Genomic DNA, 13,513 nt, shown 5'->3' with positions numbered 1-13,513 from the left:
TTTACTTAATAAAGTGAATGAGGAAGTAAAAATGCGACTAGGGTTAGAATATAATAAAGAGCGATAGCCTAGAGGCCATCGCTCTTTTTAAATATATTTTTAGAGTTGTATACGCGCCTGCCAGCTTTGTATTTACCAACCCCTTATAATTTTATGGGTCCCCCAAATAGTCCCCCAAGTCCCCCACTAGCAATGAGCGGTAATGAAAGAGATAGCCATACAGAAAATATCATTCATCATTGATATATAGCTTTTCATGATTTAACGTGAAGGGCGTTGAAGTAAGACAACTATTCTGTTACAGGAAAGGCGCTCTTTCTTTATTTAAAGGATTGGTTTAAATGTGTACCAAGCGGAACAATTACTCAACCATTGTTCCATTTTTAGCGTAGTTGACGTACCAAGAAAATACTTTTTCTAAATTATGAGGTGTTTGGCTATTACCTGTTTTTTTTACAGCATCATTATAATACGCCCATAGTTGTTCTTTGTAATCGGGATGTGCACAGTTTTCAATGATTAAAGGCACGCGTTCTTTCGGAGCTAAACCGCGTAGATCAGCTACACCTTGCTCAGTAATCAAAACATCTACATCATGTTCGGTATGATCTACGTGTGAGACCATGGGAACAATTGATGAGATAGTGCCACCTTTAGCATAAGACTTTGTTACGAAAATACCTAATCTTGCATTTCTGGCAAAGTCACCGGATCCGCCAATTCCATTCATCATTCGTGTACCAGAAACATGTGTTGAATTGACATTCCCATAAATATCAGCCTCTAGTGCTGCATTGACTGAGATTAAACCTAAACGACGAATTATTTCAGGTTGGTTAGTTATTTCTTGTGGTCGTAAGCACAGTTTATCAGCGTACTTGTCCATATTTTCAAATACTTCTTTACCTAATTCCTCAGATAATGTAATCGAAGTAGCAGATGCAAATGTTACTTTTCCAGCATCAATTAGATGGAAGACAGCATCTTGTAGAACTTCAGAATAAATTTCTAAATCTTCAAATTCTGAATCTTGGAATCCTTGTAAGACAGCATTTGCTACTGAGCCAACACCAGATTGAATTGGAGCAAGTTTAGAAGTTAATCTACCTGCCTTAATTTCATCTCGTAAGAAATTAAGTAGATTATTGGCCATAATATCTGTTTCCTCATCAGGAGGCACAATTAAAGAAGGGGCATCCGTGTTTTCTGAAATGACAATAGCTTTGATTTTTTTAGGATCAATTTTAATGCCAATTTCTCCAATACGATCAGTAGCGCTTACTACTGGGATTGGACCACGATCACCTTGCTTTTCAGGCACATAAATATCATGAATACCAATGAAAGATTCTGAGCATGAAATGTTTAGTTCAACAATAATATTTTCTGCAAAATCTGCAAGGATTGGTGAGTTTCCAACCGAATTTGTAGGAATTAAATAACCATCTTTCGTAATAGCGCATGCCTCAATGATAGCGAATTTAATAGGTCCATAAATATTTTGTCGGACTAATTCAGCAACATGAGAAAGGTGACCGTCTACATATAGAACTTCACCCTTATTAATGAGATTTCGTAATGCAGGTTCACCTTGATATGGTCCACGCTTACGAATAACGCCAGCTTCAGCTAAATAACGGTCTACTTCAGGGCCAAGAGAAGCACCTGTATAAACATCGATTTGGAATTTTTCGTTTTTGGCACGTTCTACTAGTGCTAATGGCACAACTTTCGCGTCTCCTGCACGAGTAAATCCACTCATCCCAACTACATCTCCATCTGAAATTAGTGCTGCAGCTTCTTCGGCAGAAACAACTTTGTCCGCTAATTCCTTCAAACCTAAACGTTTCTCAATCGTTGCTTTCATCTTAACTCCTCCTAAGTGCTTCATTTTCTACAGTCTTTATCCATAGCAAGGATGATTCAAAAACCACCATATGATTCATATATTCGAGACAAAGGGAAAATATGACTAAAAATAAAGAAATTATTTATTTTTTTTTTAAAAAAATATAATTCTTTGTTTGAGTGAGAGACTTACTTTTGATGAAAATATAGGGAGTATTATATGAGATAATAATATAAAGATTATTGAAATAGTTTATGATTAGCTCACAAATACTATACTGTAAAGGAAGTGGAAAAGATTACAATAGATTTGGATGAATCTTCTGAGCTGCTATAGTTCACTTTTAATTGATTATTTGATTAATAAAATTTCACGTTGTTACGGATATCATTTTTTTATTACATACATCAAGTGTCTTTTCAATGTATGATTTAGTTTGGTGTCATTAAAAAGTACATTGTTAAATAAAATTTAAAAGGAGGTAGTTTTAATTGCCTCGAATAAAAAACTATTTCATATCTCTTATTTTTATAACGGTAGTATTAATTGTTCAATCGCTTTATTATGGTAAATTCAATTTTGAATTGTTTATTTTAATGGTGTTTGGTTGGACTGCTGGATATCTTTTTTCTTTCTATATTAATAAGAAAAGAAAAGCGAAAACGGTATAAACTAACCATCTAAACGTAAAAAGTAGTCAAGGCTTGATTATGGTGCTTTTCTTATAGACATGAATATTCGGGAGAGAATAAAAACCTGAGCAATGAGCCCAGGTCTTTATTTTTATTTATTCATTAATCTAATGATGAAACTTACGAAGAAAATTAATATGATAGACCCAATTAAAGCTGGGATAATATAGAAGTCACTTAATGTTGGACCCCATTGTCCTAATAATGTTCCTCCTATCCAGGCACCAATAATACCTGCGATAATATTACCTATAACTCCTCCTGGAATATCCTTACCAAGAATTAAACCTGCTAACCAACCTAAAATCCCACCAATAATAAGATACCAAATAAAACTAAACATATGTAAACCTCCCTATAATCATGCTGTACTTATTCCCGATAAAATAAATATGAAACATAAATTGTAATAGTAAAATAAGTTTCAGAATTAACTCTGCTTTCTGTATGGGGAGGGGAGGATTTTTGATCTGAGTGTATTAATGCTTGTGTCCTTACAAAGCATCTACAAGTTTATCAATTGTTCGATTTGCAATATTCATTGTTAAATTCATAGATAGGCCATATGCGACTATTTCTCATCTTGAAACATCTTTTCGCATTCTCCACAGATACATAAAATATTATCTTTTGAACCATTTTCCTCCAGCTACTTTACTATTCTGCAACCTTATAATACTCACACCAAAACTTCACAAGTGTAGAGTATTTTCCACTTGCTTTTCTTTATTTAATTTGCTAGTATAACTAACGACCGTTCGTTAGGTAATTAATTGAGGTGACATTATTGAAAAGTGATGAAATTAAGGATGCAGCTCTAAAATATTTCACAATTCATGGTTATGAAGGAGCTTCCCTTTCTCTAATAGCTGAAGAAGTTGGTATGAAAAAACAATCCATTTATTCCCATTTTAAAGGGAAAGATGATCTTTTTCTGCAAGTTTTACATGATGCGAAAGAGACAGAGCTATCTTCAAAACTCCAATATTTCAGTAAAGTTGATAAAAAAAATCCTGAAAAAGTATTGTACGGATTTCTACAATTGATCATAGATCTTTTCCAAAAAAATGAGCAGTTAAAGTTTTGGCTTCGTATGTCTTTTTTTCCACCAGCCCATCTTGAAAAAGTAATCGAACAAGAAGTCATAGATATTGAGGGAAAGGTGCAGACGATACTGGAAAGAAAATTTCAGGATTGGATCAATGATAAATTAATCGTTGGAGAGTCAGCTGTAACGCCGACTTATGCTTTCTTAGGAGTTGTCGATTCCATTTTGCTGGAACTTGTTTACGGCAATGATGAAAAACGGCTAAAGGATAAATTAGAAGCCTCTTGGACAGTATTTTGGAGGGGAGTATCACATCATTGAATCATACAGAAAGAGGTGTTAATACATGAAGAAACCAATAAAAGATCAAAAAGCAGTATTATTAATTCTGCTTAGCAATATATTCATTCCATTTCTAGGAATAGGGCTTATCATCCCGGTTATGCCGTCCTTTATGAATATCATGCATTTATCAGGAAGTACGATGGGCTATCTTATTGCTGTATTTGCGGTAGCACAACTGATTATGTCACCATTTGCAGGGCGTTGGGTTGACCGTTATGGCAGAAAGAAAATCATTACACTCGGTTTATTCCTTTTTGGTATTTCAGAACTTATCTTTGGTGTAGGTACTCACGTATCGGTACTTTATTTATCAAGGATCCTAGGGGGTATTAGTGCCGCCTTTATTATGCCAGGTGTTACTGCATATGTTGCAGATATTACATCAGTTCAGGAACGACCAAAAGCAATGGGCTATATCTCTGCTGCCATTAGTACTGGTTTTATTATAGGACCTGGTATTGGTGGTTTCATCGCTGAATATGGTATACGCTTGCCATTCTTCTTTGCGGCCGGCATTGCTTTTTTAGCATGCATTTCATCAATGTTTATTTTGAAAGAGCCGTTAACAAAAGAACAACTTGCTGAAAACTTCGCTAATAATAAGCAAACAAACTTTATAGGCGATTTAAAAAAATCACTTAATCCGGTTTTCTTTATTGCATTTATCATTGTATTTGTGCTGGCGTTCGGTTTATCAGCATATGAAACAGTTTTTAGCCTTTTTTCTGATCATAAATTTGGCTTCACGCCGAAGGACATTGCAGCTATTATTACTATAAGCTCAATCTTCGGAGTTGTTGTACAAGTATTTATGTTCGGAAAATTAGTAGATATTCTTGGTGAAAAGAAACTAATCCAATTATGTCTAATTGTAGGTGCAATACTGGCGGTGGGTTCTACCATGATCTCTAGCTATTTGGCAGTATTGACGGTTACTTGCTTTATCTTCTTAGCATTTGACTTGCTTCGCCCAGCATTGACGACATTTTTATCAAAAGCAGGCGGAAAAGAGCAAGGATTTGTTGCTGGAATGAACTCAACCTATACGAGCTTAGGTAATATTGTAGGACCAGCTATGGCCGGAATACTATTTGACGTAAATATAAACTATCCATATCTTTTTGCAGCTGTCATTTTGGTCATCGGCCTTGGTTTTACATTCATTTGGAAAGAAAATAAAATGGCAGAAAGCTTTGCAGAATAATTAGAAAAGCATTAGATGCCTTCTGAAGAAATATATTGTTTCTATGTGAACTGAACCCCGAATATTGGACACTTGAAAAGTGATCCAATTCGGGGTTTAGTTTATGTCTTTTTATTTACTTATAAAGGACAAATTATAATATGGTTTTTTCGAAAAAATCGCATAAGAAGTGAAATATGGTGAAATTATACGAAAGTACATATACAATAGTTACTCAAAATTTAAAGTATCTGAAAGAACTGTAGCTAATAGATTGGATAGGGCTTTTTTATTTGTACAAAAAAATTCCGTACTTAAATCTAATAAGGAAAGGAAAATAATTATTTTTCTGTAGGTTCGTCACCTTAAAAAGTGTAGTACAAACAACTGAGTGGAAGCTAGAAGATGGAACCAAACATATCGAATTACGAGTTAGAAATTCTAAGACTAGAGTCTTAGAATTTTGTCAGTCTGCTACTGTATATACGGGCTATTAAATCTTTGATACGCTTGTAATAGGTAATATTTTCAAATTGAAAGGGGAAATCAAAATGAAAAAGAAAATGATTATTGGGTTAGGTGTAGTATTTTCAGTAACTATCATGGCAAGTTTAGTATTGAACTTTGGATTATCAGATGAAAAAGAATATAAAATGTGCTTACAAACACAAAAGATATCTAACACATTCGCTAAAGTATTCGGTGATGAGCCAACTAATGCATGTAATGAATAAAAGGGGAGCGAAGTCAGGTTTGATTAATTAAACTGGTACAAATTAGTGCAATAAGTTAATAAAAAAATCCCGTCCCTAAACATAATAAGGACGGGAAATTAATTACTTTTCTGCTGGTTCTACCATTTTTACATAACAGTGGTTGATATTATCAATTCACCCATCATCAAGCGGCTTTACGCATTAATGACATAATAAAGCTTACTATTAAAATTAATATAATAGAACCAAGTAAAGCAGGGAAGATATAAAAATCACTTAAGGCTGGTCCCCATTGTCCAAACAAACTTCCTCCTATCCAAGCGCCAATAATACCTGCAATAATATTACCAATAATTCCGCCTGGGATATCCTTACCTATAATTAAGCTCGCTAACCAACCTAGAATACCACCTATAATAAGAAACCAAAGAAAACTAAACATATTTATACCTCCTATAAAATTGATATTTTTTTCCCTTTTAACTGAAAGTGAAACATGTATTGTTAAGGATTGTTCATTTCCTAAAAACTGTTTAAGAAGTCTTTTTTGTAACTTTCTTTCTCGTAGTTGTTTTTTTCTTAGTAGTCTTAGTCTTATCTAACGAAGCTTGAAGTGCCGTCATTAAATCAGTAACATTATTGGGTACTGGCTGTTTATCGCTTGCAGTTACAGTACTGCTAGTTTTCTTTTCTTCAATTAATTCCATCAATGCCGTTCTATACTCGTCAGTGTATTTTGTCGGTTCAAATACAGTTGTTAGTTGATCCACTAACAGTAGAGCTGTATCAAGCTCCTTCTGAACTACTATTTGTTCACTCGGAATATTAGGTACATCAGCAACACTCCTAACTTCATCAGGGAAATGAATGGTTTCCATAACTAACGAATCCTTATATACACGTACTATTGCCAATTGTTCTTTAGATCTTATAATGATTTTAGCAACACCTATCTTACCGGATTCTTCTAAGGTTTTTCTTAAAAGAGAATATGCTTTACTGCCTGTGGTATCTGGAGATAAAAAATAAGAACGGTCAAAATAGATGGGATCAATTTCTTCTATCCTTACAAAATCTATTATTTCTACTGCCTTATCTTCATTTTCTTTTCTTAAATTTTCAAGTTCATCAGCATCTAATACTACAAACTTATTTTTTGCATATTCATATGCTTTCACAATATCCTCGTCTTTAACTTCTTTATTACAACCCTCACATACCTTTTTATAACTGATTGGTGTATTACATTCCTTGTGTAGTTGTCTCAGCTTAATATCTTTATTTTCAGTTGCAGTATGGAGTTTAACTGGTATGTTAACCAATCCAAAACTAATGCTACCTTTCCAAACTGTGTGCATTACTTTCACCTCGTTTTCTTCTTACTATGCAATTATTCGCCTTTTTTATGTATCAATAGCAGAAATAATCGAAAACTAAATGTATTCCATTCGAAAGTAGGAGAGAAATTGAAACCAATGCTCTTAACGGCTTCAACTGAAATTCCAATAGGAGAAGATTGGTTGTATGAAGCAAAGTATGACGGATTCAGATGTATGCTTATTTGGGATGAAGAACCTACACTTATAAGTAGAAATGGGAATATACTTAATCATAATTTCCCTGAGATAATTGATTTTTGCCTTGAAATTAAAGAACAGATTAAATCGTTTATACCATTAACTTTAGATGGTGAAATTGTTTTTTTAACAAATAATTTTCATAGTAATTTTTCTGTAGTACAAACAAGAGGTCGAATGCGTAGTCAAAATACTATAAAGAAGCATGTAGAAAAATTCTCATGTCATTTTGTCGTGTTTGACTGTTTAGAAAATAAAGGGAAGTGCCAGACAAACTCATATTTTATTAAGCGGAAAGAGGTCTTACAAAAATTATTTGAAACGCTCAGACTTCCACCTACAATAAATTATGAAGACATTAATCGATTACAAGCAATAGACGTTTTTAGTGATAGTAATGAATTGTGGAAGAAAATCTTAGTCAGTAATGGAGAGGGGATTATTGCAAAACGAAAGACTAGTAAATGGATTAGCGAAAAGAGAACGACTAACTGGTTAAAAATAAAAAATTGGAGATATGTTACTACCATTCTTACGAAATACAATAAAAGTAATGGCTTTTTTCATGGTGCTATTTATCAAGATAAGCATCTTGTGGAAGTAGTAACGTTTAAACACGGTCTTAAAGAAGAAGAGACCAATACTTTAATTGCACTATTTCAATCAAATGGGGTAAAAATTTCAGAAAGCATTTGGGAACTGGAACCATCTATATGTGTAGAAATAGCGTGCATTGATTTTATGGGAGAAACATTAAGAGAACCAAGATTCAATTCCTTTAAGTTGGAGATGAGTCCTGATGAATGTCATTGGCAGCAAATGCAACGTCAACTTCATCCAATTCCTGAATCAGTTCAGGTTACAAATCCGGATAAGCCTATATGGCCTCCAAGCAATATTTTAAAGGATGATTACTTATTGTATCTACAAAATGTGTCTCCTTATATGCTACCGTTTTTACGTGACCGAAATTTAACGCTTATTCGTTATCCCCACGGGGTACCAGGAGAAAGCTTTTATCAGAAAAGTAGTCCAGATAATGTACCTGATTTTGTTACAACGACACAAGTAGGAGATACAAACTTCATTATTTGTAATAACATCGAAAGCTTATTGTGGTTAGGAAACCAACTCGCTATAGAGTTTCATATACCATTTCAACCTATTCACACAAATAGACCAACTGAAATTGTATTTGACTTGGATCCACCATCTGTAAATGAATTTCATTTAGCAGTCGAAGCTGCATTGCATATGAAAGCTATCTTTGATCAATTCGAATTAATTTCTTTTGTAAAGACCTCTGGAGGAAAGGGAATGCAGATATATATTCCATTACCTTTAGATAAATTTTCATATGAAGAGACTGGTATATTCACTAAGTTTGTTTGTGACTTTTTAATTGAACAAAATCCACAATGGTTTACGACTGAACGCTTAAAGAAAAATAGAAATAATAAATTGTACCTGGATTATGTACAACATCGTGAGGGGAAGACAATAATTGCCCCATATTCACCGAGGGGAAATGAAAAAGGATTCATTGCGACGCCGTTATTCTGGGATGAAGTAAACGAGACTTTAAATCCGAGTATGTTTACTATCTCTGCTGTTTTAGAACGTATCAATAAAGTAGGGAATCCTTTCCGCAATTTTAGGGAAAGTGAAAATGATAAAGAATTTACAACTGTACTTAAACAATTAAAAGGATTGTTAGAAAAATAAAAATTGAAAAAACATCATAAACTATCATTCACCTTTTATTGCAAATAACGTATTATCCAATATGAAGGGGGAATATAAGCCTTCTAGTAAGATTAGGTACTTGTTAGAACATGATAAAGAGCGATAGCCAATTGGCAGTCGCTCTTTATCGTTTTTCGTTGCATATTATGCACGAATTTGTATTGTGATCTTTTTCGAAAAAATCACAAAAAAATCACATAAGAAGTGAAAAAGGGTGAAATTATACGAAAGTACATATACAATAAGAAGGTAAAAACCCTTATAAATCAAGGAATATAAATAGATACGAAAGAGGATGAAAATATGAATGCTTACGAAGAATATATGTTAGGTATTGTTAAACCAATGCGCGAGGAGCTAGTTAATGTTGGATTTACAGAGCTATTAACTCCAGATGATGTTGCTGATCATGTTCAAGAATCTAAAGGTACTTCACTTGTAGTGATTAACTCAGTTTGTGGTTGTGCTGCAGGTTTAGCAAGACCGGCTGTTGCTGCAGCTCTTGAGGCTGCTGAACATAAACCAGATCATTTAGTGACAGTATTTGCTGGACAAGATAAGGAAGCAACTGCACAAATGCGTAGTTATTTTGAGGAAGTGTTACCAAGCTCTCCTTCTATTGCACTATTAAAAGATGGTCAGTTAGCTTATTTCATCCCACGTGAACAAATCGAGGGATTCGCGATGGAGCAAGTACGTGATCATTTAGCAGGTGTGTTAGATCAAGTATGTGCGAAATAACAACGATTGTTACCACTGCAGCAAGACCAGATGCATTATCAAAGCAACTTGCCGAACGAGCATGTAGCACGTTAAATGTACGTTTTGTTGAGCGAAAAAAGCGTGGTATTGCGAAAATGGCAACATTTTATAATGCAAATGTAATTGTTGCGGGAAAAAACCGCTATGAATATCATGCGTTAGGGGCAGATGCTCCTTTCTTCTTCCACCCAAGTTCTGCAGCATTCCGTTTGAAACGTGCAGCTAGGGGGGAAATAGATACCTTTTTAGCTGCATGCCAGTTGAATGAGGGCGATACCTTTCTTGATTGTACATTAGGTATGGCAACAGATAGTATGATGGCGGCTTTTGCGGTCGGTGAATCAGGTAAAGTAATTGGCTGTGAGGGTAATGCCAATGTTGCATTCATCGTAAGCGAAGGGATGAAGCGCTACGATATAACGGATTTACCACTTCTTTCTTGTATGGAACAGATTGAAGTCGTTCATTCAGTAGCATTAGATTATTTGAAATTACAACCTGACAATAGTTTTGAAGTAGTCTATATGGACCCAATGTTCGAAGAAACGATTGAAGAGTCTACTAGCTTTCAACCACTTCGAAAAGCAGGCCTTCATGAAGGGTTATCGGATGAATGGATGGTACAAGCAGAACGTGTTGCTAAGAAAAGAGTAGTATTAAAAGCGCACTTCCGCTCTGATTTATTTGAGCAATATGGCTTTGTTCGAGATACCCGTCTGTCGTCAAAATTTCACTATGGAATTAAGGAAGTAACATAAAAAAAAACTGTTATTCACGGTATCAAAATCGGTGAATAGCAGTTTTTTTATAATAAAATATGTCTAATAATTACCTATTAATCATGATTTATTTAAAGAGAAATGTTATTTTTTATATACTAAATGCCTATTAAATAATAAAATGTAAATAGGGAATGGCACTAAAAAATCACCGAAATATACTTTTTTGGTATTTATTTCAATTAAAATCAAAAAACAATATTTTCTTAGAAATGACTAGCTCTTTGTGAAGTGGGGGAGAAAGATTTGAAGCTTGGCAATAGAATTAAACGAATCAGACTTTTAAAGGGGTTAAAACAGGCAGATATTTGTCACGGAATCATCTCGCCAACCCATTACAGCAATATTGAGAATTGCAGATATACCCCTTCTATTGATACACTCAAGTTACTAGCCGGTAGACTTGAAGTGCCGGAAAGATATTTTCATAATATTTATGAAGATACAACTGAAATGCAAAATATCTTATCCACCCTGGAAACTAAAATTGAAAAGGAGAGTGTTGAAGAGGTCCGGCAATTTTTGGACTTACATCAAGTTCAATTTCAATATATACCTTCCGTTCGACAAGAATATTACTTTATGCTTCTTAAGTTTTTAGCATTAGTAAAGATGGAACAAGATAATCTGGCAATTGAATTATATGAAAATGAAATTGCAAAAGTAGAAATTGATGAATCTCAATTATTTGTTTCTACAAGGTATCAATATCTTTATGTCACCGCGGTATATCATTACTATGTTGGAGATTATAAGATAAGTGGAGAAATGTTCAAGAGGCTTCTTTTGACTAGTGAAGATCAATTACTAAAAGCTCGTATCTCATATAATATTGCAATGTCACATTATCATCAATGCCAATTTGAATATGCACTATCTTATGCTATAGAAGCTAAGGATTTATATTTAAAGTTACATGAATGGATGAAGGCTGGAGACAGTTATAATTTAATTTCAATTTTATTAATAGAGAAAAATGAATTTAAACAAGCAATAGAGTTTATCGAAAGAGGGCTTAATATCTGTCGTCCGGAATTTCATAATTTAAAGGCATTATTGCATCATAATTATGCATTTATCTTATTTCAGACAAATCAATTAGATGAAGCTTTATCACAAATAGATTTTGCTATCAAATATAAAAAAACAGTTAGCTATGCTGACAAATTTGTTTCTAATAGACTAAGGTTAGAAATATTATTGAAACTAAATCAGTTAGAAACTCTTGAATGTGAGATGGATATTTTAGAAGATAGTATCTTAACAAATAAACAGAGAGCTGGATATTATTTTTTAGTAGCAAAGGTAGAATATGAAAAAGGTAACTTTGTAAAATATGAAGAATTTATTCAACAAAGTATCGAAATATTTAAAGAACATATTGATTTAAAAGAATTAAAGCTAGCTTCTGAGCATTACGCAACCTATTTAGCAAAGAATAAAAAATATAAAAAAGCATTTGAAATGCAATTACTTTGCACTGAATGCTTAAAAAAATATGTAGGGGAGAATTAACTATGAAAAAAACTAAAATCGCTGTAATAAGTCTTTTATCATTATTATCATTTGTGGGGGCTTCTATTACTACTTTCTCAATGGCTGAACCAGGACGTCTACACTTCATCACAGCATTTTTAAACAGTTTCTAATATTAAACCACGCCTTATTGTTCAATCAATAAGGCGGTCTCTTATATATTACTTGAAGGAAGTGAGCAAGGACATGGTCAAAGTTTATATGTTTGAAGTGAGAAAAAGTGGCCATACGGGTAAGTCAAATATCGGGGTTGTTTTTGACGGGAATTCACTTACAGCTTCTGAAATGCAAGAAGTGGCAATGAAAACTGGATTCACGCAAACAATTTTTATCGTTAAGTCTAAGTTAGCTGATATAAGACTTCGGTACTTTACGCCAATTAGAGAAGTGAATGCAGGAATTGATGGTACGATGGCAATTGTTCATGCGTTAGAGAAATCTCCATTTTCTAATAATAAAGAAGTCATTACCACTGAAACAAATGTTGGTATTTTCCCTTTACAGTTATTTAAGCAAGCTAAAAAGGAGAAAAATGCTAAACAACTAGCTTCACATTCATTCAATGAATGTAAAAGTGCATCGTATTCTTATGGTGCAAGTCGTGACCCGGTTTTACAGGTATTGAATGGCTGTGCAGTAGATGGCGTAACAGAATCTGGGCTCCCGACGTGGAATTTAGTTCAAAGTCATGAAAAAGTTTATCCTGCTGTGGATCAGTCTGTCCATTATTTAAATATAAAAGAGGCAAAAGTTTCTAATAGCCTTTTTGCATCATCATTTTTCTTAATCACGGCTAATAATATTAGACGCTTTAAAAATGAGATGTTCACTGAAAAACTTAATATGAAAGCGGAATGTAGACTGAGAAATGAAAATGTCTCAATCATCCGCATATTAATGAATGCCCCCCACATTGCTCGTCCTATTGAAACAGAAGGAATGACGTTTTATTTAGGACAGCGTTTAATACCAATATGTAATTAACAAAAAACACGAGTACTTATTGTACTTGTGTTTTTTGCATACAAGGAAGAATATCATTAAAAAATTTATAGATTTTGTAATGAAAAACCGCCTTGTTCAAATAGAACAAGGCGGCTTAGTAAATATTAGTCCGTGAAACATAGAGAGCATAAGTATCCTAATAAACATAAAAATCCAATACCAATAGCAATTGAAGACATAATTTTTGTCCCTCCTTTATTACAAAAAGCGAACATGTTTATTCATTATTATTGTACAATGAATAAAGTAAAAAATCTATACAATTCCTTATACAT

General features: G+C 33.6%; 14 protein-coding genes. 10 read left to right on the top strand and 4 right to left on the bottom strand.

The genetic code is table 11. The features are described 5' to 3' along the window. Window positions 1–361 precede the first annotated feature (361 nt). Window positions 362–1,867: a succinate CoA transferase gene (locus MHH98_RS14555; protein WP_038190047.1), complete on the bottom strand. Its 1,506-nt coding sequence runs from the start codon at window positions 1,865–1,867 to the stop codon at window positions 362–364. Between the two features lie 473 nt (window positions 1,868–2,340). On the opposite strand from MHH98_RS14555, the gene MHH98_RS14550 reads away from it, so the two are divergent. Beyond that, on the top strand, window positions 2,341–2,520 hold the full coding sequence (locus MHH98_RS14550; RefSeq protein ID WP_038190043.1) for a hypothetical protein: 180 nt from the start codon (window positions 2,341–2,343) through the stop codon (window positions 2,518–2,520). A 112-nt stretch (window positions 2,521–2,632) separates the two neighbouring features. Here MHH98_RS14550 and MHH98_RS14545 read toward each other — a convergent pair whose 3' ends face one another. Further along, complete coding sequence (locus MHH98_RS14545; protein ID WP_038190041.1) at window positions 2,633–2,884, bottom strand: GlsB/YeaQ/YmgE family stress response membrane protein; 252 nt, start codon at window positions 2,882–2,884, stop codon at window positions 2,633–2,635. 444 nt (window positions 2,885–3,328) lie between these two features. Between MHH98_RS14545 and MHH98_RS14540 the strand changes: the two genes are divergently transcribed. From MHH98_RS14540 to MHH98_RS14530, 3 genes are all read left to right on the top strand, one after another. After that, window positions 3,329–3,910 (top strand): TetR/AcrR family transcriptional regulator, encoded by a 582-nt coding sequence (locus MHH98_RS14540; protein ID WP_038190038.1) that lies wholly within the window; start codon window positions 3,329–3,331, stop codon window positions 3,908–3,910. A gap of 25 nt (window positions 3,911–3,935) precedes the next feature. Next, entirely contained in the window at window positions 3,936–5,138 is a 1,203-nt protein-coding gene (locus MHH98_RS14535) for an MFS transporter (RefSeq protein WP_038190027.1), read from the top strand. Between the two features lie 530 nt (window positions 5,139–5,668). After that, a complete protein-coding gene (locus MHH98_RS14530) occupies window positions 5,669–5,851 on the top strand; it encodes a hypothetical protein (RefSeq protein WP_038190024.1) in 183 nt (60 codons plus the stop codon). 166 nt (window positions 5,852–6,017) lie between these two features. On the opposite strand, the gene MHH98_RS14525 is transcribed toward MHH98_RS14530, so the two are convergent. Both MHH98_RS14525 and ku read right to left on the bottom strand, forming a co-directional pair. Then, complete coding sequence (locus tag MHH98_RS14525) at window positions 6,018–6,275, bottom strand: GlsB/YeaQ/YmgE family stress response membrane protein (protein ID WP_076033919.1); 258 nt, start codon at window positions 6,273–6,275, stop codon at window positions 6,018–6,020. Between the two features lie 91 nt (window positions 6,276–6,366). Then, window positions 6,367–7,191, bottom strand: a complete 825-nt coding sequence (gene ku / locus MHH98_RS14520; protein WP_038190018.1) for a non-homologous end joining protein Ku — start codon at window positions 7,189–7,191, stop codon at window positions 6,367–6,369. A 108-nt stretch (window positions 7,192–7,299) separates the two neighbouring features. Between ku and MHH98_RS14515 the strand changes: the two genes are divergently transcribed. The 6 genes from MHH98_RS14515 (at window position 7,300) to MHH98_RS14490 (ending at window position 13,217) form a co-directional block, all read left to right on the top strand. Further along, window positions 7,300–9,135: a DNA ligase D gene (locus tag MHH98_RS14515; RefSeq protein ID WP_076065122.1), complete on the top strand. Its 1,836-nt coding sequence runs from the start codon at window positions 7,300–7,302 to the stop codon at window positions 9,133–9,135. A 324-nt stretch (window positions 9,136–9,459) separates the two neighbouring features. Beyond that, window positions 9,460–9,897, top strand: coding sequence for a BrxA/BrxB family bacilliredoxin (locus MHH98_RS14510; RefSeq protein ID WP_038190012.1), 438 nt, complete (start codon window positions 9,460–9,462; stop codon window positions 9,895–9,897). Continuing rightward, window positions 9,885–10,676: a class I SAM-dependent methyltransferase gene (locus tag MHH98_RS14505; protein WP_038190007.1), complete on the top strand. Its 792-nt coding sequence runs from the start codon at window positions 9,885–9,887 to the stop codon at window positions 10,674–10,676. The genes MHH98_RS14510 and MHH98_RS14505 overlap by 13 nt, the downstream gene beginning before the upstream one ends. Window positions 10,677–10,943: 267 nt before the next feature. Then, entirely contained in the window at window positions 10,944–12,212 is a 1,269-nt protein-coding gene (locus tag MHH98_RS14500; protein WP_038190005.1) for a helix-turn-helix domain-containing protein, read from the top strand. Between the two features lie 2 nt (window positions 12,213–12,214). After that, entirely contained in the window at window positions 12,215–12,346 is a 132-nt protein-coding gene (locus tag MHH98_RS14495; RefSeq protein WP_268746473.1) for a hypothetical protein, read from the top strand. 73 nt (window positions 12,347–12,419) lie between these two features. Beyond that, window positions 12,420–13,217 carry a PhzF family phenazine biosynthesis protein gene (locus MHH98_RS14490; protein WP_051448836.1) on the top strand — a complete coding sequence of 266 codons (798 nt, stop codon included), beginning with the start codon at window positions 12,420–12,422 and terminating at the stop codon, window positions 13,215–13,217. Window positions 13,218–13,513 lie beyond the last annotated feature (296 nt).

The sequence above is a fragment of the Viridibacillus sp. FSL H8-0110 genome, assembly GCF_038003565.1.
In the GTDB taxonomy this organism is placed as follows: Bacteria; Bacillota; Bacilli; order Bacillales_A; family Planococcaceae; genus Viridibacillus; species Viridibacillus arenosi.
The sequence above is the reverse complement of the archived record's forward strand: the minus strand, read 5'-3'. Positions and strand labels throughout refer to the sequence as shown.